Source organism: Ruegeria sp. CK1 (assembly GCF_056536545.1).
Map to the genome: position 1 here is coordinate 980,521 of NZ_JBQFPX010000001.1, position 25,018 is coordinate 1,005,538.

Consider the following 25,018-nt stretch of genomic DNA (forward strand, 5'->3'; position numbering starts at 1 on the left):
AAAAAACGGAGATCTAAATGATCCGGAATATCGTTCGAGCAGCTGTGGTGGCCGTTGGTCTGTCGGCAGGAGCGGCTAGCGGAGAAGAACCCTTTATCGTCGTGCAGTCGACGACGTCGACCCAAAACTCAGGGCTTCTGGATTACATATTGCCGGGGTTTGAGGCTGAAACTGGCATCGACGTGCGTATCGTTGCCGTTGGCACCGGCCAAGCGATCCGGAACGCTATCAATGGCGATGGCGATGTGTTGTTGGTGCACTCAAAGAATGCCGAGGAACAATTCGTAAGTGATGGCTGGGGCGTCGAGCGATTTGACGTGATGTATAACGACTTTGTCCTTGTTGGGCCGAAATCCGATCCGGCCAAGGTAAAGGGGGGCACAGATATCGTGGCCGCCTTGGAAACTGTGGCCGAGGCCGAGGCCCCATTTGCTTCACGCGGGGATGACAGCGGTACCCACAAGGCCGAAATGCGATATTGGGATGCGGTGGACGCCGATCCCACCGCGGCATCGGGGACGTGGTACCGCGAAACCGGCTCGGGTATGGGGGCGACGTTGAATGTTGCAAATGGGATGGGGGCCTATGTGCTGACAGATCGCGCCACATGGCAGTCTTTTGGGAACAAGGAAAACCTGGAGATATTGGTTGAAGGCGACCCGCGACTGTTCAATCAATACGGCATAATATTGGTGAACCCTGAAAAACACCCCCGCGTCCGAGCGGCCGCAGGGCAGAGATTTATAGACTGGCTTATCGGACCAGATGGGCAGGCGGCCATTGCTTCATACAAACTGGATAACCAGCAATTGTTCTTTCCAAACGCAAAATAATGCGTCAGCCGCTGGCACCGTTGTGATGAATTGTTCCCAAACCAGTCAAGTCATAACCACCAAACTCTGCGGCGCGCGTACTGAAACGCTCTGATTGCACGAACCCGAGAAGCTTCAGCATCGGGTCATCGAAATAGGCACGGCGCCAAATAGCCAGATCCAGACGCTCTGAATGTGTTGGCGCAAAACCCAGGTCGTACAGCCCGGCCAGTGCGCCTAAGCCAAACCCCACTTCAGCCTTGCTGTCGTGAAGTGCAATGGCAAGTTCTTCCTCGGTTCGGGCGCAGGCCGGCAGGGTGTTCAGATCGTCACGAGTCAATCCATGAGCTTCGAGTTGCGTGTCTAAAAGGCGCTGGCTGGCAGCGCTGTCTTGCCGCAGAATAACTCTTCGCCCTTTCAAATCGGCAAATCCTGTGATGCCAGTCGTTCCGGGTGCCAGCAGTAGACCGCGTTGTCGCATAGCAATTTCGTATAAAACCACTGGTGCTTCGCCAAGCTGGTCGCGCAAAGAGCGTGCATTAAAGCCGCCGTCTTCGTGAATATGTAAGACAGCAGCTTGCGCGCTTCGATCTTTCAGACGGCTTAACCCATCAAACGAACCGTCATAATAAGTGGCCAATCCAGAACCGCTTTCGCGCAGCGCCCAGTCCAGCAAAGGGTCGTGACTGCCAGCAACAATTGGCGGCAGCGAAGGTTCAGCGACTTGAGGGCCTGAGCGGGATGCATTTAGCCATGCAATAACCTCAGCCCGTGGAAAGAGAAGCTTACCCATGGCGCGCACGCAGGGAACCTCTCCTGATGAGGCAAGGTCATAAGCTTTCCGCTCGCCGATACGTAGCAGATCGGCCAGCTCTTTGGTGGTCAGGTATTCGGACATTCAGTCAAGACGAACTGCAGAACCAGAACCTGCATCAGCGGCGCTGAACCCGATCTGTTGCAACGCAAATGGCGCTGCTACGGTAATCACGACCATTGCGGCAACAGCAGCAAGAAAGGCTTTCATTGGTCTCCTCCGGTTGCGTTCCCAGGTGCCGTTGCGCGGCGCAAAAAGGCTATTAGATCGTCGCGATCCTGCGCCTGTGTTATCCGCTGCATTGGCATCTTTGATCCCGGAATGTAGTGGTCTGGCCCTTTGTCGAAAAGGGCATTTATCGTTTCGTCATTCCAAATGATATCAGAGTCTTGCAACGTATCCGAGAAGAAATATCCCGCTAGTGTTCCAGCCTCGCGTCCAAAGACCCCGTATAGGGTGGGCCCTGCGCGTCGCTTACCGTCGGGTGTCAGGCTATGGCAGATCGAGCATTTGCGCGCGAACTGCCGTTCTCCGTTGCTCATCTCGTCTGGATTTTTGAGAAAACTGGGTTCTGTTGCGACCATCTGATCCTGATCGCCAAGGGCCGAGACGGGCCAGCTATACATTGCCTCATCAATTCCACCCGCGTGAATGTTCTGACCGTCAGCAGAAAAAGCGAGCGCCCAGACTGGCCCCCGTAAGGTAGCGCGAAAATCCTGCGAAATACGCCAGTCCTGCGTATCGATGATCATGATGTAGCCTTCACCGTCACCGACAGCCAAAATGCTGCGATCTGGGCTGAGCGCCAGTGCTAATATCGGGCGGCGGTCGAGAGTAAAGTCACGCTCTTCGCCGGAAGTAAGGTCTAGAATTCGCGTGACCCCGTCGACGGCACCATAAGCGATCCAATTGTCTGAGGAGTTGAGAACAAGCTCATTAATACCAAAGCCATGCTCGACCAGTCGCAATGTTTCCTGGCCACTCGTCACGTCCCAAACTCGCAAGGATCCATCCATTCCCGCCGAGTAAAGTGTTGAGCCATCCGGCGAGAAAGTTACCGCGTTCACGCCACTGCCAACCATCAACGTTTGCGCAGGCGAACCATCCTCTGGCCATAATCCGATGGTGCCGTCCCAACTGGCCGTTGCGACATGGGTTTTCGACGCAGCCAACCCCACAATCTTTCCTTTGTGTCGTCCTACGACCTCTCCTCCGGGCCAGCGGCGTAATGTGAAGTCATCTCCGGCTGAATATATTGCGCGCCCATTGAACGCGACGGAGTTGACGGCTGCCTCGTGCCCCTCAAGCCATTCTGGCCTTCGATCCGACCATAACCCCACTGAGTTGTCGAAACTGGCTGTCGCGATCCGACCATCCGGTGCGGCCGCGATCCCCATGATCGGCCCACCGTGACCCTTAAGCGTAAAGAATTCGGCCATTGCGGGCAGGGGGACCAGCGTTAAGGCCAGAATCAGCCCACGCATCTATTCCGCAGGAGAGGCCGCTGCTTTATCGGCCTCTTTTTCCTGCACCTCTTCTAGCCAAAGCGAGTGGTGCTCGCGCGCCCACTGCTCCTCGACTTCGCCCGTGCCCATGGCGTCAAAGGCACCTTCCATGCCGACTGATCCAAGATAGATATGGGCGATGATAATGGCGATGAAAACATAGGCGACCATTACGTGCCAGACCTGAGCGTATTGCATTTCCTCCTGCGGAGACATCTGCGTTGGCAAGTTCAGGCCGAAAAATTGCGGGATGCCGGTGGCATTGGCAACCGAGAAGGTTTTGGCGAACATCGGAAGTTCGAAGGGGAACAGCAGTGACAGACCCGACAGGCTTATAGATACGCCCAATAGGATACAGGCCCAGAAAATCACCTTTTGGCCCGCGTTGAATTTCTTGGCAGGTGGATGGCTGCCTTTGGTGAACAGTCCCCCCCCGGCGGCTAACCATTTCAGGTCGACTCGGTTGGGGATGTTGTGGGCAATCCAGTTCACGGTGACGATGATCAGCCCCAGAATGAAGGCCCATGCCAAGTTGTTGTGCAGCCATTTGCAGCCTTGCGCGATGGTCGCAAAGCCGTCTTTCCCGAATATCGGGATCAAGAAATCTCGGCCGTAAAGCGTCAGAAGTCCGGTTATTGCAAGCACTATGAACGACCCAGCGAACAGCCAGTGACCAAAGCGCTCAAACCCATTGAACCGAAGGACTGTTCGGCCTGTCTTATCCCCGTCAATGCGGATTTTACCGCGAAGCAGGAAAAACAGAACAATGATGGCGACCATTCCGCCCAGGATATACGTTCCGTATTCGCGAAGCGGCCCAGTTCGGAAGTTTAACCACCACATGCCGCCATCTTGGATCAGAACACCCGCAGCGGGTCCTTTGGATGAAACAGTGGTGTTAGCTGACCCATAGCGTATTGCGCGGTATACATCGCTGTCAGACGCCACACCACGCGTACCCAATTGACCCAGCAAACCTTCGGCATTGCCTTGGCCGGTGTTTTCCGAGCGATAGCTATTGTCTAGTTTTTCCCCGCGCTGTCGCGCCAGTATGTCTTCCAGCGTTGTAGCGCCGCCAGTTTGGGCACGTTCATCTGAGACAGCAGGTGCGTCGGTCTCATCAGTTTGTGCAACTACGGCTTGGGTCAATCCAATGGTGAATAGCAATGCAATGGCTAAACGGAACATCTGAACCTCGGTCAAAATCCCTAATCAGACGACCCACGAACGTGGGTCGTCTGCTTGGCTCATGAAAACGGTTTTACCCGTCTTTCTGGTCGTAGGCTGTGCCCCAACCCCACGCGCCTGAGCCAAACCCGCGAGCCACAACGCGCTCGCGGTATATGGCCGAGACCACGTCGCCGTCACCGGCAAGAAGGGCCTTGGTGGAACACATTTCGGCGCAGATGGGCAGTTTGCCTTCGGCGATCCGATTGCGACCATATTTTGCGAACTCTGCGGTCGAGTGAGTTTCCTCGGGGCCGCCGGCGCAGAAGGTGCACTTGTCCATCTTGCCACGCGATCCGAAGTTGCCCGCCTGCGGGTATTGCGGCGCGCCGAACGGACACGCATAGAAGCAATAGCCGCAGCCAATGCACAGGTCTTTGGAGTGCAGGACGACGCCTTCTTCGTTCTGATAGAAGCAGTCGACCGGGCACACCGCCATGCAAGGCGCATCCGAGCAATGCATACAGGCCACCGAGATCGAGCGTTCGCCCGGGTCACCGTCATTGATCGTCACCACCCTGCGGCGGTTGATGCCCCACGGTACCTCGTGCTCGTTCTTACACGCGGTTACGCAGGCGTTGCACTCGATGCAGCGTTCAGCGTCGCAGAGAAACTTTGCTCTAGCCATTATCGTCCTCCTTACGCTGTCCAGATTTTACAGAGCGTCACTTTGGACTCCTGCATCTGGGTCACTGAATCATAGCCATAGGTCTGGGCGGTGTTGGCACTTTCACCCAGCACATAGGGGTCAGCTCCTGCGGGGTATTTCGCCCTTAGGTCTTCGCCCTGGAAATGGCCGCCAAAGTGGAATGGCATAAAGGCCACGCCGGCACCGACCCTATTGGTCAGCATCGCCATCACCTTGACCTTGCCGCCTTCAGGACCTTCGACCCAGACCTGACTACCGTCTCGAATGCCAAGGTTGTTGGCATCGCGCGGATTGATCTCGACAAACATGTCCTGTTGAAGCTCGGCCAACCATGGGTTTGACCGCGTTTCATCGCCGCCACCTTCATATTCGACCAGACGACCTGACGTGAGGATTATTGGATAATCCTTAGAAAAATCGTTCTTTTGGATCGAAGCGTAAAGGGTGGGCAGGCGATATGCTTGCCGGTCTTCGTAGGTCGGATAATCTTCCACCAGATCGCGCCGGTTCGTATAGAGCGGCTCGCGGTGCAGTGGGATCGGATCCGGGAAGGTCCAAACGACAGCGCGGGCTTTGGCGTTCCCGAAGGGCGCACAGCCATGCTTGATCGCGACCCGCTGAATACCGCCGGATAGGTCGGTCTTCCAGTTGGTCTCTGGTCCTGCAACGGCGTCGATTGCTGCGCGTTCTTCAGCAGTCAGGTCGCCGTCCCAGCCGAGGTCCATCAGCATCTGCATCGTAAATTCCGGATAGCCATCCTGAATTTCCGATCCAACGCTATAAACCCCTTCGGCCAATAGGTTGTCGCCATCGCGTTCCACGCCGAAACGAGCGCGGAAAGTCAGGCCACCTTCGGCCACCGGTTTGGACATGTCATAGAGGTTTGGAGTCCCCGTATGACCCATCTCAGCCGTTCCCCAGCAAGGCCAGGGCAGACCATAGTATTCGCCGTCGTTCGGACCACCAATGGCTTGCAGTGTCGTTCTATCGAACGTGTGCTGGTTGGCCATGTGGCTTTTGAGACGTTCTGGCGACTGACCGGTATAGCCGATGGTCCAAAGGCCCGAGTTGAACTCACGCGTGATGCTTTCAACATTCGGCGTTTCGGGATCGTCCATCTCGATGTTGCGGAAGAACCGATCTGCCCAGCCGAACTTGTTGGCGAACTTGGCCATGATGACCTCGTCCGGCAGGCTTTCGAACAGCGGTTCGACGATCTTGTCGCGCCATTGCAGCGAACGGTTCGAAGCCGTGGCAGAGCCGCGGGTTTCGAACTGTGTACAGGCTGGCAACAGGTAGACGCCATCAGTACGGTCATGCAGCACGGCAGAAACGGTCGGATATGGGTCGACAACGACCAACATGTCCAGTTTTTCCATCGCCGTCTTCATTTCCGTCATGCGGGTCTGCGAGTTGGGCGCGTGACCCCATAGAACCATGGCGCGGACGTTGTTGTCCTGATCCATGTTGGCCGGATCTTCCAGAACACCGTCGATCCAGCGGGAGACCGGGATGCCGCGCTCGTTCATCAGCGGCTTGTCCTTGCCTTCCTTATCCTTGATCGTGGCGAACTGACCTTTAAGCCAATCCAGATCTTCCCCCCAAACGCGGCTCCAATGGCCCCATGCTCCTGCGGAAAGGCCGTAGTAGCCGGGCAGGGTATGGGACAGAACACCAAGGTCGGTCGCGCCCTGCACATTGTCATGGCCGCGGAAGATATTGGTGCCACCGCCCGACGTACCCATGTTGCCCAAGGCAAGCTGAAGCACGCAATATGCGCGGGTGTTGTTGTTGCCGTTGGTATGTTGCGTACCACCCATGCACCAGACAACTGTTCCGGGTCGGTTGTTTACCATCGTCCGAGCGACGCGGCGCAGCTGCGAGCCGGGCGTGCCAGTTACGCGCTCAACCTCTTCGGGGTTCCACTTTGCAACCTCTTCACGGATCTGGTCCATGCCCCAGACACGGGTGCGAATGAACTCTTTGTCTTCCCATCCGTTGTCGAAGATGTGCCATAGGATACCCCAGACCAGTGCGACGTCGGTGCCGGGGCGGAAACGGACATATTCATCCGCATGGGCCGCGGTGCGCGTAAAGCGCGGGTCGCAGACGATTAAGGGTGCGTTGTTCTGCTCTTTCGCGCGCAGGATATGCAGCAATGAGACTGGATGCGCCTCGGCCGGGTTGCCACCAATGATGAAGATGGCCCGGCTGTTGTGCATGTCGTTGTACGAGTTGGTCATGGCGCCGTAGCCCCATGTGTTCGCAACGCCCGCAACAGTGGTCGAGTGGCAGATACGGGCCTGATGGTCCACGTTGTTCGTGCCCCAGTAGGCGGCGAACTTGCGGAACAGATAGGCCTGTTCGTTGTTGTGTTTGGCCGATCCCAGCCAGTACACGCTGTCCGGTCCGGATTCTTCGCGGATGCTCATCATGCCGTCGCCGATCTCGTTGATCGCCTCTTCCCAGCTAATGCGCTTCCACTCGCCGCCTTCCTTTTTCATTGGGTACTTCAGGCGGCGTTCGCCATGAGCGTGCTCACGGACCGAAGCCCCTTTGGCGCAATGCGCACCCAAGTTGAACGGGCTGTCCCATCCGGGTTCTTGCCCGATCCAGACGCCGTTCTGCACTTCGGCGACGACGGTACAGCCGACCGAGCAGTGCGTGCACACGGATTTGATGTTTTCAACGGCTTGGTTTGCCGCTGTTTGGGCACTGGCAGGCGTCACGGTTCCACCCGTGGCGCTGATCGCGGCGAGGCCGCCGATCGTCAGGCCCGAGCCACGCAGGAACGCGCGGCGATCGACGGTTTTCTCGCCGACTTGGGACAGGATACTTGTCCGCTGGGGGCGTCTCGCAACCCCGTTGGTCTTTTTCCTTAACATTGTCTTCCTCCCTTGCTCGCCATGTGCTGCATGGCTGGCTTGGTGCTTCTGATGCCGACGTCAGGGCCAATCGCAACCGTCAGTCGGGTGGTGACATCGTCCGGCTGGTGCACCGGGCGTAGTCGAGGCGGCTTAGAAGCGCGCGCTTTCCAGATACGCGCGGGTATGCGCGGTATCCTGCATGCGGGTCTCGTCCGTCGGCAGCTCGGCCGCTTCGGCTTGACCGCTCAGGCTGGCGGCGGCGACGGCAGCAGGCGCTGCAGTTCCGGCCAGTTTCAGGAAGTCGCGGCGGGTTGCGCCTTCTTCCTTTTTCTTGCTCATGGGCTTCTCCTCTCCCATTTGCGATCTAGCGCCTTTTCGGGCGCTGGCGAGTGGCGGGTTATGCCGCCGTCATCCGGAAAGCCTCGCGCTCAATCTCCATGAAAACTCGACCGGCACTGCCGATCGAGGCATAGAGAACCGAGGCTTCGGCTGCTTCCAAATCCGAATAGAAATGCGTGGCCCAAGGGCCGATATGTTTGTTCCAGAATGCTTTTTGATCTTCGAGCGAGGCGGGCGCACCGAAGCGACCCACGATCATGCCTGCCATCATTTCCATTAATGAGGCGATATTGTCCTCTGGCTCAAACACGTTTTGGGCGCGTGTAATGCCGCGCACGACCATGTCGTTCCGAAGCTGGGCCAGGGGTTTCTCGTTTAGGAAACCAGTCAGGTAAAAGCTGGCATAGGGCAGCAATTCACCTCGACCCAATCCAATGAACAGTGCGTTGAATTCGCGTTCTGCCGCAGCGGGCTTGGTGACCTTGGCAACGCGCGCCATAGCTTGAATAGCCTGCCCCAGATCGGTTTCGTCCCCGGTCAGACCCGCAACCTGACCCAACAACATCTGATCTGGTGGAGCCGACAACAAAAGTCCGAGGAAGTTGTAGAAATCCGCGCGCAGTCGATCTTCGGCCGAGACATCCAAGTTCTGCGCGTTACTTGCGTTCATAAGTTTATCCTTCAAACTCGAATTTCATGCGGCGAGGGGCAGGGGGCAACTCTGTCTCCTCAGGTTCAGCAATTGCGGCCACCTGCACGGGTTCCGGGTCAGGTTCCTCGGCTATTTCCAGATCGATTTGCGGTTCGTCCGCGTCTGTCTCAACTTTATTCTCTTCCGCAGCGTTTGCCAAAGCTTCGACATGGGCCAACATGCCCTTACCAACCTGGTAAGCAGTTTGGATGTTTTCGATCACACAGGCGGCATCGGTGTAGTCTTCACCGTAGTCCACCAGCCCGTCGACATTTGCCAGAACCGGGTTCAACCGCCACAGCCTCCGCAAAGCGCGGCGGCGCAGACGGTCAGGTATCGCTTTGGCCATGAAGCCCGAGACGTCATCGCCGGCCTGCAACTGATCAGGGTCGGGTAGGTTGAACTCAGCCAATATCTCGGCGTCGCTCTTTTCTTCCAGTTCAGCTTGCTGCGCGGTGATAGCTTGTTCTTCCGCCGCGATGACCTCGGCTTCGGCCTCAGCCAGAACGGCGGCCTTGCGGCGGGACCAGAAATCGTGTGCCTCAGTCATTGCACGATCCTCCGCGGCGCGCGGTAAACGTCGGAGGTTTGGCGGATACGTGCGTCTCCTTTGCCGTCCTCTACAAGGTCTGTCCGTTTCTTGTCGCGGCGGCGCTTAACGAAAACCTCATCGCGATGATGCTCAAGCGCGAAATCCCTGACCCAGGCAATCAGCCCTTCGGTCATCGGGATTTTCTCGACGATCTCTTCGCCCGTATCCGCATAGTCTTGCCCTTCGAACGGAGATGCCGTGACAAGCACAGCATCCATCGGGCGTTCGCCATCCAGCGATTCGCGTAGAACAAGGTAGATTGAAGGTTGACCGTCGGACAGGTTGACCATGTAGGCCTCGGTCTCATCTGCCCAAAGAGTTAGCGGAAGAGTGGCCGCGTGATACTCCACGGCTTCACCCTCACGGCGCAGCTCCTGCCAGTCGGCTGGTCCTGCACCGGGCAATACTGCAACAGCGCGCCAATTCCATTTCGCCCAGCAAGTTACACCAGGTGTTTTACGAACGACTACGCCTATTGGCATTTTATTCTGGCTTGCGGCCTTAGCCACTGGCTCCTCCTTGAAAGGCCTCCCCTGCCTTCCACGTGATGCATTATGGTACAGAAGATGTCTTTGTGCCAAGCCCGAATTCTGCTTGTTGGGGGCCAAATCACGTTAATTTAACCAAAAAATACCCAATAGAAATTGTCAGAAATTGCCAATAAATCCAAGGATTTCAACAACCGGATTGCCTGTCCCGATATACGGTCTAATGTGCCTAGCGTATGAAATGTATCCGGGGGAGGATATGGGTACCAAACTTTTGCTTTGCGATTGCGCAGGCAGCCAAACTGTAGACGGCGACAAAATTGGTGCCGCGTGTCAAATAGAATGCTCTAGAACACATACGGCGCTATGCACCGATCAATTGAGCACAGCAGCAGAGTTCATGACAGGCGGCGAGCAGGTTGTAATTGCCTGCGGACAGGAACAAGAAACGTTTCGAGCCCTTGCTGATGAATTGAATGTTGAAGCGCCGGGATTCGTGGATCTGCGTGACCGGGCTGGCTGGTCCGAGCAGGGCAGCGATGCATTGCCAAAGATGGCTGCCCTGGCTGCCGAAGCCGTTCTACCGCAACCAGTCACGCCCAGCGTAGACGTCTATAGCGAAGGTACATGTTTTATCGTCGGCCCGGGCGAGGTTGCGTTTGAAATGGCGGAACGGCTGTCGGGTGAACTGGCTGTAACGGTTTTGGTCACCGATGATTCCCAACCGATTTCTCGTGCATTCGACGCGGTTCGAGGGCGGGTTCGGTCGCTGACGGGTGCGCTCGGCGGATTTTCTTTGCGACTTGATGCCTTCCAACAATTAGAGCCGGGGGGACGCGGTGCCTTTACTTGGTCCGCATCGCGTGATGGGGCGCAATCCTCCTGCGATATTGTTGTTGACCTGACCGGAGGTGCATCTTTCGTGCAGGCTCCTGCCAAGCGCGAGGGATATTTACGCGCTGATCCTAAGGATGTGATTGCTGTCGAACGCTTGGCGTTTGAGGCGGCTCAATTGGTGGGTACGTTTGAAAAACCACTTTACGTGCGGATGGAAGAAACGCTTTGCGCCCATTCCCGCGCCGAGCAGGTCGCCTGTACTAATTGTCTGGATATCTGCCCCACGGGCGCGATTACACCAGCTGGCGAGCACGTCGCCATCGACCCGATGATTTGTGCCGGATGCGGCGAATGCGCGGCAGTTTGTCCATCGACCGCAATCACATATGAGGACCCACCTGTTTCGGCACTGCTGTCACGAATGCACATTCTGGCGCGCACTTACAGGCGCGCAGGTGGCGAAGCCCCCCGTTTGCTGGTTCATGACGCCCACGGGGCCGAGATGATCCGGCTTGCGGCCCGGTTCGGACGCGGCCTGCCGGCGGACGTCATTCCGTTGGAGTTGAACGTGATCTCTGGGTTCGGTCACGCCGAAATGCTGGCCGGGCTGGCCCATGGTTTTGCGCGGGTCGACATTTTGTTGGCTCCAACAACCGAGCGTGACGCGCTGGACCGCGAATTGGAACTAGCACAGGCAATCGCGGGGCCAAATGGGATAGGACTTATTGACGAAGCCGACCCGGACGTAATGGCCGATCTTCTTTATGGGCAGGGCGTTCCGACGCCGCTGCCTGATCCGGTGCTTCCACTGGGAAACCGCAGGCAAATTGCAAGATTGTCGGCGCAGGCGCTGAACCCGCAAGCGGATGGGCCTCTGCCGTTGCCAGAGAATGCCCCTTACGGCGCCGTCGTGGTGGACACAGATGCCTGCACGCTGTGCCTCAGCTGTGTGTCTCTCTGCCCGTCCGGAGCGTTGATTGATAACCCTGATAAACCACAGCTGAACTTTCAGCAGGATGCCTGCCTTCAGTGCGGGTTGTGCAAGGGGATTTGCCCCGAAGATGCTATATCTTTGGTCCCGCAACTGGATCTGAGCGACGCGGCCCTGTCGCAACAAGTGCTCAACGAAGAAGAACCCTTTGCCTGCGTGGAATGCGGTGCGTTGTTCGGCGTGAAATCTACAGTCGAGCGGATCATGGAGAAGCTCTCGGGGACACACCCGATGTTTGCGACGTCCGACAAGGCTCGGATGATCCAGATGTGCGACAATTGTCGTGTGAACGCACAGTTCCAGCAGCAAGACAACCCGTTCCAGTCGAAACCAAAGCCCAAGGTTATTACGACTGATGACTATTTCTCAAAACGAAAGGATCACTGAAGCTGTAGCGGCGCGCCCAAATCGGCTGCCTCGATCACCGAGACAAAGGCTAGGATCGCCTCTAGTTCGTCCAGGGTCATCTCAACAGGATGAATGGGAGAGGGGCGCTCTGGGTCGAAAGGCGGTGTCAGACCATCTATCTGGGTGAAAGCTGGATGGGGGTTCAAGGCAAAGAAAGCCTCGAACCGTTCAGACCAGTCAGGCATAGCGCGAAGTACCGCGAATGAAGGTGTTGAACCCAACCCGTTCAACCGATTTTTGGGGCCGATTACATGGCAGCGACCGCAATGTGTCATTGACAGCTCTTCGCCGCGTACGGCATCGCCGTCGATCACTGCGTCTTCAGTTGTGACCGCAACTTCGAAGCTGGCAGAGAAAGGAGCCCCTTGGGTCGGAGTAAAACTTTCCACCGTGTTCTTGCCTATGTCCGATAGCAACCAATCCCGAAACCTTTCGTGCCGGGGATCATTGTCCTCGATTCTCAGATGATAGATTGCCCCATCGCGCGCAAAGACAGGATCACCCGGTGGCGATGTTTCCAGCACCAAAACGCCTGCGTCGTCAGCAATAACCCGAATACCAGTCTTGAGAGAAAAGCGTGGAAGAATATGTTGCAACAGACCAGAGTCTGAAACCTCGGCTGGGGCAGCAAGCCCTAGCGCCTCTTGTGACCAAGAGGGGGTGGCGGAGAGCGTCAGGCTCAGGCACAAAAGGACAAAGCGCATAACTTAGCCTAACGGGCAGGTACCAAATGCGTCAAATGAACTGAATGAGACGGAGACACATGCAATGAAGATCAACCTCATGGTGGGGCAAATCAACGGGGTGAACGCATGAGTGTCCGCGACGCGGTTCTGGCGAACCTGAAAAAGATCACCGACCCGGTTTCTGGTCAGGATATCGTCAGCGCGGGAGTCGTGCGTGCGCTGAACGTTGAAGGCGACACTGTGCGTTTCGTGTTGGAGATTGACCCAAAACAGGCGGAACGAATGGAACCCGTTCGCGCAGCCGCCGAACAAGCCGCGCAGATGGTTGACGGTGTAGCCTCTGTTTCGGCCATGATGACAGCACACTCAGATAAGGCACCGCCAGACTTAAAGCCCAAACCGAAGCCTTCGCAGACCGGACCGCAGGCTGTTCCGGGCGTGGATCGGATTATCGCTATCGCTTCGGGCAAGGGCGGAGTGGGCAAGTCCACCGTATCTGCCAACCTTGCCTGTGCCTTGGCCGCTGAGGGTCGTCGCGTCGGCCTGTTGGATGCCGATGTGTATGGTCCATCTCAGCCCCGGATGCTGGGTGTGTCTGGTCGCCCGGCCAGCCCAGACGGCAAAACAATCTTGCCCTTGCGAAACCATGGCGTGACCATGATGTCGATGGGTCTGATGACCAATGAAGGGCAGGCGGTTGTCTGGCGTGGCCCGATGCTGATGGGCGCACTGCAACAGATGATGAACCAGGTGCAATGGGGCGCTTTGGACGTGCTGATTGTCGACTTGCCGCCAGGCACAGGTGACGTGCAGCTTACCCTGAGCCAAAAGTTTAAAGTGGATGGCGCCATTGTTGTATCCACTCCACAAGACGTGGCCCTTATCGACGCCCGCAAGGGGATTGATATGTTCAACCAGCTCAAAACACCGATCGTGGGCATGATCGAGAACATGTCGACCCACATCTGTTCCAATTGCGGGCATGAGGAACACGTCTTTGGCCATGGTGGGGTTGCGTCGGAAGCCGAAGCGCTTGGCGTTCCATTGTTAGGTGAAATACCGCTTCACTTGGATATTCGGGTCGCCGCCGACGGTGGCGCTCCGATAGTGGTAAGCAAACCGGAAAGCCCGCAAGCCGAGTCATTCCGCAAAATTGCCCGGGATATGATTGCCAAGGGCAAAGCATGAACCAAGCGGTATTTCCCCCTTTGCTGATGGGTCATCCGGTGCAGGGCGGGGAAGACCCGTTCGAGCGCGCGCAGGCCATGGCTGCACTTGGCTGTGATGCCGGGACAGTTGTCTACAACATTCAGGCCGACCGTCTACGTGTCGCGATTGTCTTTGCACCAGAAGTGCCGTTGCAAGAGGCCATGGCCATGTTGCCGCTATGCGCCGTTGGCTTTCAGAATGCTCTTGGTGCGTTGGCCCCGCCTGAGGTCGCTGTGCATCTTGGATGGGACGGTCTGATCTGTGTGAACGGGGCTAAATGCGGAAGGTTCCATGTTGCAGCTTCGACCGGTGAACCCGATGTTGAACCCGACTGGTTGGTCGTAGGTTGGGAACTGGCGCTGCTGCAAACCGGCGACGACCCCGGTAATACTCCGGATAAAACAGCGCTTTATGACGAAGGCTGCGCTGACGTCTCGCCAGTACGGTTGGTTGAAAGCTGGTCACGGCACATGCTGACGTGGCTTAACCGCTGGCAAGAGGACGGCAATGCGCCGCTGCATGGAGAGTGGATGGGTCTGTTGCGCGGCGTGGGAGAGCCTTGCGACAGTGGTGTGTTTCTGGGCACGGATGAGCGGTTCGGCATGCTGATCCGCGACGGCTCAGAGACACGACTGCGTCCAATGACCGAATTGTTGGAGAACGAATAATGAAATTGGCCCGAGCGATTCATTTTGATGAAAGCGATATGAACGTGTTCCACTCACCAGCCCGGACCGGAGAATGGTGCATCTCGGGCGGTTTCGAATTCTCAAACTGGGGGCAGGCCGATCTGGAAGGTAAGGCTCGACAGGCTTTCTCAAACGGCTGGTTGGGTGTGGAGACTTTCGGAAGAGTGACCTTCGTTGCCGTCACGCAAATCGAACAGGCGGAATTGGACCAAATCGCGCAAAACTTGGCCACGCATTTTGTGCAGCTGTACGGCGCACCTTCGGTTGATGCTGCATTGGGTGTCGCCCAGAGCGAAATCTCCCACATGGCCGAACTGTGCCAGGAACACGCGCCCAACACTCTGCTAACCGTGGCGCGCGAATTGTCTGATACTGGTGTGCACGAGGCGTTTCGCATCATCACCCCGCAAGAAACTCAGCTCGAAGCGCTGGCTGTTCACGGTTCGCTGGATGACTAAAGCAGGTCCGCGAAGCCGCCGAATTGTCCGCGCTTGAATATTAGGCCTTTGCCCGTTCGGTACATCACTTGTTCAACCTCACCCAACAGGATCAAGTGATCTCCGGCCTCGTGTTTGGCGTGCAGTTGACAATCAAACCGGGCAAGACAATCGACCAGCTGTGGACGGCCCTTGTGGTCCGGGTTCCAATCAGAATGTGAGAAATCAAGCCCGTCGCGGGCAAATTTCAGTGCTTGCTCTTGCTGTTCTTCCGCCATCACATGAATTGAATAATGCTCACAGGCGTTGAACGAGTTGAAGCGATGCGAATCTTTGGCCAAGCACCACAGCACCAGCGGTGGATCCAACGAAACTGATGAAAACGAATTCACAGTGATCGCACGCGGTCCGTTCTGAGTGTTCGTTGTGATGACGGTGACACCGGTCCCGAAACATCCTAACGCCTCACGGAAGGCCGTATGCTGGTCTGGTGTCGGGGTGAAGGTTTTTATCGTCATTTTCCGCTCGTGAAGTGGCTTGCATCAGGTGCCACGACCCGCAGGAATTGTCCATGAAAAGCTGACTCTTGCGTTAGCAATTAGACGGTTAGTTAAGATCTTCCAGAAGGCGCCCATGCTGGCGGGTAGCCTCAATTACCGCGCCAAACGTTACCATTCCACGCGCTTGTAGCATTGGCAGCATTTTTACCAGCGCACGGGCCGTGGCGACCGCATCTCCTAAAGCTGTATGTCGCAATTCGTGTGGAATGGTGATCTCCAGCCTGTCGCACAGGGCATCCAGCGTGTGTTTGTCGCTGGCACCGAACAGGACGGCGGACAGCAAAACCGTGTCCAAAATGGGATGATCCCAATCGACATTCATACGCTTGGCGTGACGCCGCAAAAAGGCCATGTCAAAGGGCGCGTTGTGGGCCACGATCACGGCGTCCCGCGCAAACTGGTGAAAGATGCGCCCGGCTTCGGCAATATCCGGGGCGCCCTGAACCATGTGATCGTTTACCTTGTGGACTTTGGTCGAAGCTGGCGGGATTGGTATGCCTGGATCGACGAGCATGTCCAATTGCTCACCGTCGACGATACGTCCGTTTACCACCCGAACAGCACCGATCTGAACGACTTCATCCTTGTGCGGTAGCAATCCCGTGGTTTCGGTGTCGAACACGACAAAGCACAGTTCGTTCAATGCTAAGGTTTCGAATTGTCCTCCAACCGCACTGTTCAACAGGTCGAAATCGTAGACTAGTGGCCGCGAAGCCTCGGGTGAAATATTAGCTGCGCTTTCGTCGAAGATCAGCAGATACCCCGGCGCATCACCCAAAGGCTTCATGCGGGCAGAATAAGATTGCGTACCGTCGATACTGGTCAGGGTACAATCGACTTCAAGCCCGGTTTTCGACAATTTTTCATGGGCTTGTTGCAGTGCGTTGGGTTGCAGGTACTCGAACAGCGAAGCGTTCAGGCGCGGGTGCGCGATCTGAGCCAGAACGCCTGCGGCCTGCCCATCGTAGAGCACGATCTTGTGCGTAGGGCTGGCCAGAACCATCGCCACTGGGATTTCGGTCAGCAATGCAGTCAGCCTTTGCTTTTCCGCCGACAGATGGGCAGTTTCTGCTGCGATCGCCTCAGCCACGTTCATTGTTTTGTCTGATAGTTGATCAGCCAACCCAGCAGCCGCCGGGGCCAAGTCGCCAAGGTACCGCGCGGCCTGCATGTCGACATCGGTGCTGACACCTGCGTGCGCGCGCGCTCGCAGTTGGGCTGATAAGCGTTCAATGGGCTTGGCGACATTGTCGTCAAACATCAACCAGATTGCGATGATCAGAGCTATAAATCCAAAGCCCATTATGATTTCAGCTAAGATGAAAGCGTTCACAAGATCGGGATCAGCGACACGCAAATAACTGATCCAGAGCGCTACGGAACTGACGGCCAACGCGCCCACTGCCAGCAGACAGAAGAACAAAAATATACGAACGCGCAAGCTTAGCCGGGTTAGCATTTTATACTCCGCAGGTGGCCTCGACGATTGGGTCTTGGGCGCTGACATTCAGCCAGTCGGCGTTCAGCAAACGGCCATCGTCCCCGAATTCGACCCCATCGGCCAGACTGGCACGGCTGTTTGCAGCGCAGTCGACGGCAATCGGAAGTTTCGAGATCGGTGACCACCGACCATAAAAGTACATGTCAGCAAGCCGTTGTTCCGGTACCTGTTCATTGGTGCGGACCGAGGCTGTATCTAAGGCGGCAAACCGATTAACGAACGGTACTGCGTAGGTCCACGGACGATAGAAGGCTTTACTTTCAACTTCCTGGACGATTTCCATCCCTTCGGGAAGTGTTTCAACAGTGCGGTCGTACCAGGAATATTCGCTGGCGATGGTCATGCCGATCATTCCCAGACCGGCGGCAACCGGAGCTGCCCAACGGGGCAGGCGGCCACCAGACAGTTTGTTGAACACCATCACCACACCGGCGAATGCAAACCCTGCAAAGATTGTGCCGATCAGTTCCAAAAACATGTATCTCTCCGCGTTTCAGACGACTGCGCCCATTTAGTTTTAGCCTAGCCCAGCATGCCTTTGCCGTGGCCAACAGCGGACTGCATTGTTTTTACAACGACGAAGGCATCGCGTAGATGACTTCGCTCAAAGTCGGACAAATCCGACGGTGGAAGATAGTTGTCGGGTTTTTTTTCGGATTTGACCAGTCTTACCTGATGCTCAAGCCGCGACTCTGCAATGAGGTCATAAGCGTCCAGCAAGTCCCGAGCACCTGATGCGCTTAGCACATTTGCCGCTTCGGCTGCTTTCAGGCGGGCGCGGGTGTTGGCTTCGGTCAGTTGTCCCTGCAGGCTGTAGATGCGGGCCAGATCAACTACCGGTACAACGCCGTTGTGCTTAAGGTCCAGAGTGTTGCGATGCTCGCCCGAACGGATGGTGGCAAATCCACGTAGCAGGCCCAGGGGCGGGGTGTGTTTCAATGAATTCGAAATCATATGCGCCACAAAGATCGAATTCGAATTGGCGGCAGCCAGCGTGTCGGCCTGGAGATCCTCGAACAGCTCGAAAGCACCGCCAATAGGACGCAGGTCGAACATGACAGAGGCTAGCATTTGCGCCTCGGGGCTCGGTTTAGAAATCCACCCTTTAAAATAGTCGCGCCAGATACGTACAGGCTGACACCACCGGGGATTGGTCGCCATCATGTCACCAGGGCAATAGAAGTATCCGCAGGTGTCCAGCCCGTCCGAAACATATTTCGCCAACTCCGCGAAATAGGTCATGTCGACCTCAGTCGCACTGTCTGCCAGCATCAGGCAATTGTCCTGATCAGATACGCCGGTTTGTTCCTGTCGCCCCTGAGAGCCGCAGGCCAGCCACAAATACGGCACGGGTGGCGGACCTAGTTTCTTTTCTGCCAGTGCCAGCAAACGACGAGTGGCGGTGTCGGCGATATCGGTAATTAAACGGGTGACAATTTCGTGCCGGTTGCCCCCGGCCACAAGCTGTACCAACAGCTGCGGAATCTCCGCAGTGGTCAACGCCATTTCAGTCGCGGAATTTGCGTTGGCGATGCGGCGCACCAACTCGGCTGAGTTCACAGCTTGATAGTGCGTCAAATCGGTCTGCGTGACGATGCCGACCAAGTTGCCGCCTTCACAAATCGGGATGTGGCCAATGCCACGTTCCATCATTACGTGCAGAACATCCGATCCAATGTCCGAAGGTGACAGGGTGACCGGATCAGAGGTCATGATTGCCGATACCGGGGTACTCTCAGGCATCCCATCTGCCACGTACTTTCCGGAAACATCTCTCAAGGTGGCGATGCCCAAAATACCGTCACCCTCGCTGATGCAGAGCGATGAGATATGGCGGTCTCGCATCATTTGAGCCGCTTCGCGCACCGGCATCGAAGGTGGGCAAACGGCTGGGTTACGGGCCATGAGCGTGTCAATCGAACTGGTGGCAAGGCTTTGCGGGCCTGTGCGCTCTCCACGCGATCTATTGAAGAATTTGGCGACGACATCGTGATCGTCGATCAAGTCGCGCACAACGTTCGGCGGCAAAACCATCAAGACTGACGGTGTGTGTGCATGGGCATGCGTTGCAGCCTTGCCGTCTTTCAACAGGCCGCGTTCGCCGAAAGAATTGCGCAGGCCTAGATGTGAAACGACGGAGTTGTTCTCATCCGTGATCTCAACTTGGCCTTCGTAAATCAAAAAGACGCCGGGCATGGTATTGCCCAGCTCGTAAACAGGGAACCCTTCTTCGACTTCCCACACTTCGATCTGCTTGGCGAGATCGTCCAGAGTTTCAGCTGGAAGGGCGTCATAGGGGTGTACGGATTTCAGAAACCTTGTGATCTGGTCATGGGATAAGGGCATCAGACACTCCTTGGTTTCTGGTTGAAAAAGCCCGCCCGGTGGAATGCCGGACGGGAACAGTTGATCGAAAAATGCGGCACATGGAAGTTAAACATGTGCCGCATCATGCTCATTTATTCTGAGCTGCGCCCGCGCCACGGGGAATGCGAACGCTTTCGACCAATTCAACGATCTCCTGCGGAGTCTCTTTGGTCATTCCGGCGACGACGTAAGCGACGCCGAAGTTGATCATTGCACCGATTGCGCCGAACGAGGTCGACTTGATCGGACCCAGAAGCGGGTCAGCGTCGGTGAACGAGTTTGTGCCCGGGATGAACAGCCAACCCTTGTGCAGGAAGATATAGACCAGGGTAACGATCAGGCCAGCCAGCATACCGCAGACTGCACCGGTGTTGTTGATGCGGGTCGAGAAGATCCCCATCATCAGCGCCGGGAAGATTGATGCCGCTGCCAGACCAAACGCCAGGGCCACAGTTTGCGCCGCAAAGCCCGGTGGGTTCAGACCCAGATAGGTTGCAACGACGATAGCGACAGCCATTGCGATCCGCGCCGCCATCAGTTCTCCTTTTTCAGAGATCTGCGGGTTGATCGCGCCTTTCACAAGGTCGTGGGACACGGCCGACGAAATCGCCAACAACAGACCCGCAGCGGTTGACAGAGCAGCCGCAAGACCACCGGCAGCGACCAGACCGATCACCCAGCCCGGCAGGTTGGCAATCTCGGGGTTGGCCAGAACCAGGATGTCGCGGTTGAACTTGGTAAGCTCGTTACCAACCCAACCTTTTTCTTCCGCGATGACCTGCATGTTTGCATTGGCGTCGTTGTAGTACTGGATTTTGCCGTCGCCGTTCTTGTCTTCCCAATCCAGAAGACCGGTCTTCTGCCACGTCTTCATCCAGTCATAGCGCGGATCGGTGTCGATTTCCTCGACCGAGACTGCGCCACCTTCGATGCCACCATTGGGCCACATCATGTCGGTGATGTTCAGACGAGCCATTGCGCCAACCGCAGGGGCGGTCAGGTACAGCAGCGCGATGAAGACCAGCGTCCAGCCAGCGGACCAGCGGGCGTCAGACACTTTCGGCACAGTGAAGAAGCGCATGATCACGTGCGGCAGACCGGCCGTACCGATCATCAGCGACAGGGTAAACAGCACCATGTTCAGCGTGTTCGAGTGGTGCGCCGTATAGTCAGCAAAGCCTAGCTCGGTCACGATTGCGTCCAGTTTGGTAAGCAGAGGTTCACCGCTGGCGGTGTCACTGAACAAACCCAGCGCCGGAACCGGCGTACCAGTCAGTTGCAGCGAGATGAAGATCGCTGGAATGGTATAGGCGGTGATCAGCACGCAGTACTGAGCGACCTGAGTATAGGTCACGCCTTTCATCCCACCGAACACCGCGTAGGCAAAGACCACACAGGCACCGATCAGCAGACCGGATGTGTTGGACACCTCAAGGAAGCGGCCAAAGGCCACGCCAACGCCGGTCATCTGACCGATCACGTAGGTCACGGATGCGACGATCAGACAGACCACGGCCACAATACGTGCGGTTTGGCTGTAGAAACGGTCGCCAATGAACTCTGATACGGTGTATTTGCCAAACTTACGCAGGTAAGGCGCAAGCAGCAGTGCCAGCAGCACATAGCCACCGGTCCAACCCATCAGGAAGGTCGAGTTGTCATAGCCGGTAAAGGCAATCAGGCCCGCCATCGAGATGAACGATGCCGCAGACATCCAGTCCGCTGCTGTCGCCATACCGTTGGTGACCGGGTGAACGCCGCGACCGGCGGCGTAGAATTCCGATGTGGAACCCGCGCGGGCCCAGATCGCGATGCCGATGTAGAGCGCAAAGGACGCGCCAACAAACAGCAGGTTGATGGTAAACTGGTCCATGGGGTTTACTCCTCATCCACGCCGTATTCGGCGTCCAGCTTGTTCATGCGCCAGGCGTAGTTGAAGATCAGCACCAGAAAGACCAGAATTGATCCCTGCTGAGCGAACCAAAAGCCCAAATCGGTGCCGCCTACAGCGATCCCCGACAGCAACGGACGCAGCAGAATGCCGAATCCAAACGACACCAGCGCCCAGATTGCGAGGCTGATGTAGATGAGACGCAGGTTGGCCTGCCAATAGCCCTTGTCGGCTTCGGCAGTCTGCGCGGAGTTTGTTGAATGATCCGCCATTGCGGGTTCCTCCTTCGCTAATGCGTTGGGCGGCCCTTTGCCCAACTCCTCCAGTGCGTCGGGCCGCTTCTCGAATGTGCCGAACGCCCCGTGACGTCAGGCAAAACTTCTCTGGTCCGCCAAGGCGGGTCCATCAAAGAATTCTGTTTTCGGATCAAAGCCCTTTAGGTGGGCTTCTCTCCTCCCCTTACTTCATTGCGTCGCCCACAACCCCTTGCAGGTCGCGAGCGATATCATCAATCTGGCCCATGGCATCGACGCCTTTCAGCACACCTTGGGCCTGGTAGTAATCAATCAGCGGCGCGGTCTGCGAGTGGTACGCGGTAAGACGCGAAGCCACAGTTTCCGCATTGTCATCGGCGCGGCGTTTGAATTCTGTGTGGCCGCACTTGTCACATTCGCCTTCTTTCAAAGGCTTTTTGAACGTGTCGTGGTAGCCTTCGCCGCATCCGGCGCAGGTGTAACGGCCCGAGATACGGATCACCATTTCTGCATCCTCAACCTCAAGGCTGATCGCAGCGTTGATCTTTTGATCTGACGAGGCCAGCAGACCGTCCAGCGCTTCGGCCTGAACCGTGGTGCGTGGAAAACCGTCGAGGATAACGCCCTTGGCACAATCCGGCTGTGCCATGCGGTCGCGCAGGATGGCGATGACGATCTCGTCGTTGACCAGGTCACCAGCTTCCATCACGGCCTTTGCAGCTTTACCAGCTTCGGTCCCGGCAGCAACGGCTTCTCGTAGCAGATCACCGGTGCTGAGTTGAACCAGCCCGAAGGTGTCCTCAAGCATCCGCGCCTGTGTTCCCTTCCCAGCACCCGGAGGGCCGAGAAGGATCAGAACTGCGGGAGATATGGTCGTGACAGCGTCCATCATACCCTCACTTGTTCGCACGGTTTTCAATCAGATCTTCGACCACCGACGGATCGGCAAGGGTCGAAGTGTCACCCAACGAACCAAAGTCGTTCTCGGCGATCTTGCGCAGGATACGGCGCATGATCTTTCCTGAACGGGTCTTGGGCAGACCTGGGGCCCACTGGATCACGTCAGGCGAAGCGATCGGACCGATCTCGGTCCGAACCCAAGTGCGCAGCTCTTTCAATAGGTCATCCGATGGCTCACAATCATTCATCAAGGTGACATAGCAATAGATGCCTTGTCCTTTGATTTCATGGGGATAGCCGACCACGGCGGCCTCGGCCACGGCAGCGTGCGCAACCAGAGCACTTTCGACTTCAGCGGTGCCCATACGGTGACCCGAGACGTTGATAACGTCATCAACACGGCCAGTGATCCAGTAATCACCATCTTCATCGCGACGACAACCGTCGCCGGTGAAGTAGTAGCCTTTGTAATCCGAGAAATACGTCTTCTCGAACCGCTCATGATCGCCCCAAACGGTGCGCATCTGACCGGGCCAACTGTCTTTGATGCACAGAACACCTTCGACGCCATTGCCTTCGATCTCAACACCGGACTGAGGGTCCAGAACCACGGGTTGAATACCAAAGAACGGTTTCATCGCCGAACCGGGTTTCATCGCGTGTGCGCCGGGCAGGGGTGTCATCAGATGACCACCAGTTTCGGTTTGCCACCAAGTGTCCACGATTGGGCAATTTCCCTTGCCAACAACCTCATTGTACCAGTTCCAAGCTTCTGGATTGATCGGTTCGCCGACGGTTCCCAGAACTTTTAGGTCGCTCAGGTCGCATTTCTCGACCCACTCATTGCCTTGCCCCATCAAGGCCCGCAGCGCAGTTGGGGCGGTGTAGAACTGGTTCACTTTGTGCTTTTCGCAAACTTGCCAGAAGCGCGAGGCATCCGGGTAGGTCGGAACACCTTCGAACATCAGTGTCGTCGCACCATTGGCTAGCGGGCCATAGACGATGTAGCTGTGGCCGGTGACCCAGCCCACATCCGCGGTACACCAGTAGATATCGCCCTCGTGGTAATCAAAGGTGATCTCTTGGGTCATGGCGGCATAAACCAAGTAACCGCCTGTCGTATGCACAACGCCCTTCGGTTGACCGGTCGAACCGGACGTATAGAGAATGAACAGCGGATCTTCGGCATTCATTTCGGCGGGCGCGCAATAGTCATCCGCCTCTAGCGCCATTTCGTTGTAGTCGTAATCGCGACCGTCAATCCATGTGGTTTGACCGCCGGTGCGTTTAACTACCAAACATTTAACGGTGTCCTTGCAGTGCAGCAGGGCGGCATCCGCATTGGATTTCAATGGTGTCTTACGACCTCCGCGTGGTGCCTCGTCTGCGGTGATAACCACCTTGGCATCACAACCATTGATCCGAGCGGCCAGCGCGTCGGGCGAGAAACCCGCGAAAACGATGGAATGGATTGCTCCGATACGCGCGCAGGCCAGCATTGCATAAGCCGCTTCGGGGATCATGGGCAGATAGATGACCACGCGGTCGCCCTTGCGTACACCCAACGACTCCAGAATATTTGCCATCCGGCAGGTGCGGCGGTGCAATTCAGCATAAGTTATGTGCTGCGCTTCGTCGTTCGGATCATCCGGTTCCCAGATGATTGCGGTTTGATCACCGCGTGTTTTCAGGTGGCGATCCAAACAGTTAGCGGATACATTTAACGTACCATCCGCGTACCAATTAATGCCGACCGAACCAAAGTCATAGCTGACATCCTTGACCTGAGTATACGGCTTAATCCAGTCAATCCGCTTGCCTTGTTCGTCCCAGAACGCGACTGGGTCTTGGATCGAAGCCTTGTACATTTCGTTATACTTGTTGGCATCAACATGTGCGCGTGCAACGGTTTCGGCGGACGGCGGATAAACGTTGGCATCTGCCTGGGCAGCGGTTGTCATACTGAGGCTCCTCCCTCTGGACTTTATTTCACCGGGCCGAATCTTGCCCGCAGAACGGGCGATGTCGACCCGTTTCCTCCCACGCTGAAATAATATGCGGTTTTGAAAACAACTAAATAAATTACCGAAACTTCGGACTTTATTTGTAAAGAAATTTCTCTCATTAGGTATCGTATGTAAAATAATGTTCATTAGATTCTATAAATCGTAATAAAAACAAATGGTAAGCTGTTATGATTTTTCTCGAGAATTTACAGGTAAAAATCTGCATCCGTTGTGCATCTTTTAGTTGTTAGCGCTGGCGGTCGATGTCGGCTTAGACAACCCGGGGTTGGCACATCTT

General features: G+C 56.4%; 24 protein-coding genes. 5 read left to right on the forward strand and 19 right to left on the reverse strand.

Annotated features, from left to right (window positions below; genetic code table 11):
• Nucleotides 1–17: 17 nt before the first annotated feature.
• Entirely contained in the window at nucleotides 18–833 is an 816-nt protein-coding gene (locus ACR0L3_RS04730) for an ABC transporter substrate-binding protein (protein WP_480744056.1), read from the forward strand.
• Nucleotides 834–837: 4 nt separating this feature from the next.
• Here ACR0L3_RS04730 and ACR0L3_RS04735 read toward each other — a convergent pair whose 3' ends face one another.
• The 10 genes from ACR0L3_RS04735 to ACR0L3_RS04780 all read right to left on the reverse strand — a co-directional run bounded on the left by ACR0L3_RS04735 (nucleotide 838) and on the right by ACR0L3_RS04780 (nucleotide 10,005).
• Complete coding sequence (locus tag ACR0L3_RS04735) at nucleotides 838–1,710, reverse strand: substrate-binding domain-containing protein (protein ID WP_480744057.1); 873 nt, start codon at nucleotides 1,708–1,710, stop codon at nucleotides 838–840.
• Entirely contained in the window at nucleotides 1,711–1,836 is a 126-nt protein-coding gene (locus ACR0L3_RS04740; RefSeq protein ID WP_280636837.1) for a hypothetical protein, read from the reverse strand.
• Nucleotides 1,833–3,110: a c-type cytochrome gene (locus tag ACR0L3_RS04745; protein ID WP_480744059.1), complete on the reverse strand. Its 1,278-nt coding sequence runs from the start codon at nucleotides 3,108–3,110 to the stop codon at nucleotides 1,833–1,835. The genes ACR0L3_RS04740 and ACR0L3_RS04745 overlap by 4 nt, the downstream gene beginning before the upstream one ends.
• Complete coding sequence (locus ACR0L3_RS04750; protein WP_480744061.1) at nucleotides 3,111–4,319, reverse strand: formate dehydrogenase subunit gamma; 1,209 nt, start codon at nucleotides 4,317–4,319, stop codon at nucleotides 3,111–3,113. It abuts the gene before it with no gap.
• 73 nt (nucleotides 4,320–4,392) lie between these two features.
• The gene (gene fdh3B / locus ACR0L3_RS04755; RefSeq protein WP_085821701.1) at nucleotides 4,393–4,986 is read right to left on the reverse strand and encodes a formate dehydrogenase FDH3 subunit beta; all 594 of its coding nucleotides are present in this window, start codon (nucleotides 4,984–4,986) and stop codon (nucleotides 4,393–4,395) included.
• Between the two features lie 11 nt (nucleotides 4,987–4,997).
• Nucleotides 4,998–7,892, reverse strand: coding sequence for a formate dehydrogenase subunit alpha (locus tag ACR0L3_RS04760; protein ID WP_480744063.1), 2,895 nt, complete (start codon nucleotides 7,890–7,892; stop codon nucleotides 4,998–5,000).
• A gap of 132 nt (nucleotides 7,893–8,024) precedes the next feature.
• Nucleotides 8,025–8,213 (reverse strand): ubiquinol-cytochrome c reductase iron-sulfur subunit N-terminal domain-containing protein, encoded by a 189-nt coding sequence (locus ACR0L3_RS04765; protein ID WP_480744065.1) that lies wholly within the window; start codon nucleotides 8,211–8,213, stop codon nucleotides 8,025–8,027.
• Nucleotides 8,214–8,271: 58 nt separating this feature from the next.
• On the reverse strand, nucleotides 8,272–8,883 hold the full coding sequence (locus tag ACR0L3_RS04770; protein WP_480744067.1) for a TorD/DmsD family molecular chaperone: 612 nt from the start codon (nucleotides 8,881–8,883) through the stop codon (nucleotides 8,272–8,274).
• Between the two features lie 4 nt (nucleotides 8,884–8,887).
• The gene (locus ACR0L3_RS04775) at nucleotides 8,888–9,454 is read right to left on the reverse strand and encodes a DUF3306 domain-containing protein (protein WP_480744069.1); all 567 of its coding nucleotides are present in this window, start codon (nucleotides 9,452–9,454) and stop codon (nucleotides 8,888–8,890) included.
• Entirely contained in the window at nucleotides 9,451–10,005 is a 555-nt protein-coding gene (locus ACR0L3_RS04780; RefSeq protein WP_480744070.1) for a DUF3305 domain-containing protein, read from the reverse strand. Before ACR0L3_RS04780 ends, ACR0L3_RS04775 begins: the two co-directional genes overlap by 4 nt.
• A gap of 238 nt (nucleotides 10,006–10,243) precedes the next feature.
• Between ACR0L3_RS04780 and ACR0L3_RS04785 the strand changes: the two genes are divergently transcribed.
• Nucleotides 10,244–12,199 carry a 4Fe-4S binding protein gene (locus tag ACR0L3_RS04785; protein ID WP_480744071.1) on the forward strand — a complete coding sequence of 652 codons (1,956 nt, stop codon included), beginning with the start codon at nucleotides 10,244–10,246 and terminating at the stop codon, nucleotides 12,197–12,199.
• Here ACR0L3_RS04785 and ACR0L3_RS04790 read toward each other — a convergent pair.
• Nucleotides 12,193–12,924: a c-type cytochrome gene (locus ACR0L3_RS04790; RefSeq protein ID WP_480744073.1), complete on the reverse strand. Its 732-nt coding sequence runs from the start codon at nucleotides 12,922–12,924 to the stop codon at nucleotides 12,193–12,195. The two genes, ACR0L3_RS04785 and ACR0L3_RS04790, sit on opposite strands and share 7 nt — an antisense overlap.
• A gap of 108 nt (nucleotides 12,925–13,032) precedes the next feature.
• Here ACR0L3_RS04790 and ACR0L3_RS04795 point away from each other — a divergent pair, with 108 nt between their 5' ends.
• Genes ACR0L3_RS04795 through ACR0L3_RS04805 form a run of 3 tightly spaced genes read left to right on the forward strand, consistent with a single transcriptional unit; the run spans nucleotide 13,033 to nucleotide 15,262 of the window.
• A complete protein-coding gene (locus ACR0L3_RS04795) occupies nucleotides 13,033–14,094 on the forward strand; it encodes an Mrp/NBP35 family ATP-binding protein (protein WP_480744075.1) in 1,062 nt (353 codons plus the stop codon).
• The gene (locus tag ACR0L3_RS04800; protein ID WP_480744076.1) at nucleotides 14,091–14,783 is read left to right on the forward strand and encodes a biotin/lipoate--protein ligase family protein; all 693 of its coding nucleotides are present in this window, start codon (nucleotides 14,091–14,093) and stop codon (nucleotides 14,781–14,783) included. Before ACR0L3_RS04795 ends, ACR0L3_RS04800 begins: the two co-directional genes overlap by 4 nt.
• Nucleotides 14,783–15,262, forward strand: coding sequence for a DUF6505 family protein (locus ACR0L3_RS04805; RefSeq protein ID WP_480744078.1), 480 nt, complete (start codon nucleotides 14,783–14,785; stop codon nucleotides 15,260–15,262). The genes ACR0L3_RS04800 and ACR0L3_RS04805 overlap by 1 nt, the downstream gene beginning before the upstream one ends.
• Here the strand turns inward: ACR0L3_RS04805 and ACR0L3_RS04810 are convergent.
• The 8 genes from ACR0L3_RS04810 to acs all read right to left on the reverse strand — a co-directional run bounded on the left by ACR0L3_RS04810 (nucleotide 15,259) and on the right by acs (nucleotide 24,675).
• Nucleotides 15,259–15,759 carry a flavin reductase family protein gene (locus ACR0L3_RS04810; protein ID WP_480744080.1) on the reverse strand — a complete coding sequence of 167 codons (501 nt, stop codon included), beginning with the start codon at nucleotides 15,757–15,759 and terminating at the stop codon, nucleotides 15,259–15,261. The genes ACR0L3_RS04805 and ACR0L3_RS04810 overlap by 4 nt on opposite strands.
• 88 nt (nucleotides 15,760–15,847) lie before the next feature.
• A complete protein-coding gene (locus ACR0L3_RS04815) occupies nucleotides 15,848–17,260 on the reverse strand; it encodes a 3'-5' exonuclease (RefSeq protein ID WP_480744081.1) in 1,413 nt (470 codons plus the stop codon).
• A 1-nt stretch (nucleotide 17,261) separates the two neighbouring features.
• Nucleotides 17,262–17,780: a hypothetical protein gene (locus ACR0L3_RS04820; protein WP_480744083.1), complete on the reverse strand. Its 519-nt coding sequence runs from the start codon at nucleotides 17,778–17,780 to the stop codon at nucleotides 17,262–17,264.
• A 44-nt stretch (nucleotides 17,781–17,824) separates the two neighbouring features.
• Nucleotides 17,825–19,648 (reverse strand): DUF294 nucleotidyltransferase-like domain-containing protein, encoded by a 1,824-nt coding sequence (locus ACR0L3_RS04825; RefSeq protein ID WP_480744085.1) that lies wholly within the window; start codon nucleotides 19,646–19,648, stop codon nucleotides 17,825–17,827.
• Nucleotides 19,649–19,757: 109 nt separating this feature from the next.
• The gene (locus ACR0L3_RS04830) at nucleotides 19,758–21,542 is read right to left on the reverse strand and encodes a sodium:solute symporter family protein (RefSeq protein ID WP_480744087.1); all 1,785 of its coding nucleotides are present in this window, start codon (nucleotides 21,540–21,542) and stop codon (nucleotides 19,758–19,760) included.
• Nucleotides 21,543–21,547: 5 nt separating this feature from the next.
• Nucleotides 21,548–21,832 carry a DUF4212 domain-containing protein gene (locus tag ACR0L3_RS04835; protein WP_480532861.1) on the reverse strand — a complete coding sequence of 95 codons (285 nt, stop codon included), beginning with the start codon at nucleotides 21,830–21,832 and terminating at the stop codon, nucleotides 21,548–21,550.
• 187 nt (nucleotides 21,833–22,019) lie between these two features.
• Nucleotides 22,020–22,703 (reverse strand): adenylate kinase, encoded by a 684-nt coding sequence (locus tag ACR0L3_RS04840; protein ID WP_480744668.1) that lies wholly within the window; start codon nucleotides 22,701–22,703, stop codon nucleotides 22,020–22,022.
• 7 nt (nucleotides 22,704–22,710) lie between these two features.
• Nucleotides 22,711–24,675, reverse strand: a complete 1,965-nt coding sequence (gene acs, locus ACR0L3_RS04845) for an acetate--CoA ligase (protein WP_480744089.1) — start codon at nucleotides 24,673–24,675, stop codon at nucleotides 22,711–22,713.
• Nucleotides 24,676–25,018: the final 343 nt, after the last annotated feature.